At 29.8% G+C, this 1,642-nt stretch carries 1 protein-coding gene; it reads right to left on the reverse strand.

Going from position 1 to position 1,642, the window contains the following annotated elements:
• Nucleotides 1-567 precede the first annotated feature (567 nt).
• Nucleotides 568-1,083, reverse strand: coding sequence for a GNAT family N-acetyltransferase (locus tag V7014_RS22595; protein WP_335510569.1), 516 nt, complete (start codon nucleotides 1,081-1,083; stop codon nucleotides 568-570).
• Nucleotides 1,084-1,642 lie beyond the last annotated feature (559 nt).

Here is a 1,642-nt window from a genome sequence, read left to right on the forward strand (position 1 = left end):
CATACAAATTACTTAAATCGTTTGAACTATAGGAATTAGAAATGAAAATGCAGGAAATGTATTATTGTATTAATTATTGAAATTGAGTTCGCATTTTGATATAAAAAATCCAGCACACATCAAGTGCTGGTAATGAAAAATCAATGGAAAGGCTGTTAATATAGAATATTACAAGAACAATTATTTGATTGGGCTTTTAAACATGATATTGATTAACCAATAAAAAACCAGCACTTCATTAGTGCTGGTCCACATGATAAATTAATTCTCTAATGGAGGATTTTCACTTTATTTTATGAGTAAACAAGCATTTTGATTATGTGTTTGTCCTAATAGCATAATTTATTTAAGATTTTTTGAAAGAAGTTATTGGAGTTTTGTGAAAGTTTGATCGAAGAAAAATAAAGATAACAATGATTTTAGAACCATAAGAGTTGTTTGTGAAATATATATACAGGGAGGAATTTGTTTGAAGATAAATTGAATACAAAAATTATTGTGTTTTAATAATTAGTAACAAATGTAATAACAACCCAAAGAAGCAATATGATTCTTTGGGTGTAAACATTAATTGTAGAAAAGGTAAGAAGGGTGTTGTAACCCTGTAGGAGGATAGTACTCATCGTGAGTATATGTAAAGCCTAACTTAGTTAAAAAATTCTTAGAGGCAATGTTATTTGGATTGTGACCTGCAAATAAATTTTTCGCTCCGAGATTATTAAATGCGTAGTTGATAACAGCTTTAGCAGCTTCAGAAGCAAACCCTTTTCCCCAAGATTGATGGTTTAGATGGCATCCTAATTCATATATACCATTTTCTAAATCATAAGGCCGCAGCCCACAACAACCAATATGATCCTGTGTTTCAAGGTCGAAAATAGGCCAGTACTGAACATTATATTGTTCTATGCTAAGAATCTCTTTTTCTAGCCTTTCTTTGATTTGGTTCTTATCAATAGTACCTTTAGCAGTGATATATTTTGTGACGAATGGGTCACCCCATAGAGATAAAGCTATATTTATATCTTGATCAGTCCAAATACTAAAACCAATGCGATCAGTCTTTAAAAAGTAGTTTCTCATTTTTTGTAGCCCTTTCTGTTTTTTCTTTGTATATCGGATTATAAATTTAAACTTAAATTAAGATACCAAGTAATAATGCAAATTCTACAGGAAATGAATAAAGTACTTTAATTGAAGGTGGAAAATGAGGTATTCAAAAGTGAGAAGATGATACAAACAACGAAACCAATCATTAATGACTGGTTTCATAGGAGGGGATAAACTTGGAACAGGATGCCTACATAAAAATAATAAAGCTTAAATATTAAAAAAAATTACCAAAGATTTAAATGTTTTTTAAATTAGTTACCATAAATCATAGATGAATAGATCGTTAGTTAAATTAGTTTTTTTATGTATTATGATAGCAGAAAAGTAATCTAATTAGTCTGTATTTTTAATATGTACATAATAGAATGCTTTAAAGTATAATAAATACAATCTTTCAGATGGGGTGAAGTGGATGTTTTTCCGTATTGTTCGAAGTAATTAGTTTTCGGGTTGGATAAAACGCGTACCAGCCATCAAGGGTGGAGTCTGCCCTTTTTCGGAAATATAAACTTTGAATCAGTTTCGGTAG

The organism is Bacillus sp. JJ722 (genome assembly GCF_036963345.1).
Classification (GTDB): domain Bacteria; phylum Bacillota; class Bacilli; order Bacillales; family DSM-1321; genus Bacillus_AD.

What these genes read in the sequence shown, in the direction of transcription:
- V7014_RS22595 (WP_335510569.1), bottom strand. Translation starts at nt 1,083, where the DNA reads ATGAGAAACTACTTTTTAAAGACTGATCGCATTGGTTTTAGTATTTGG.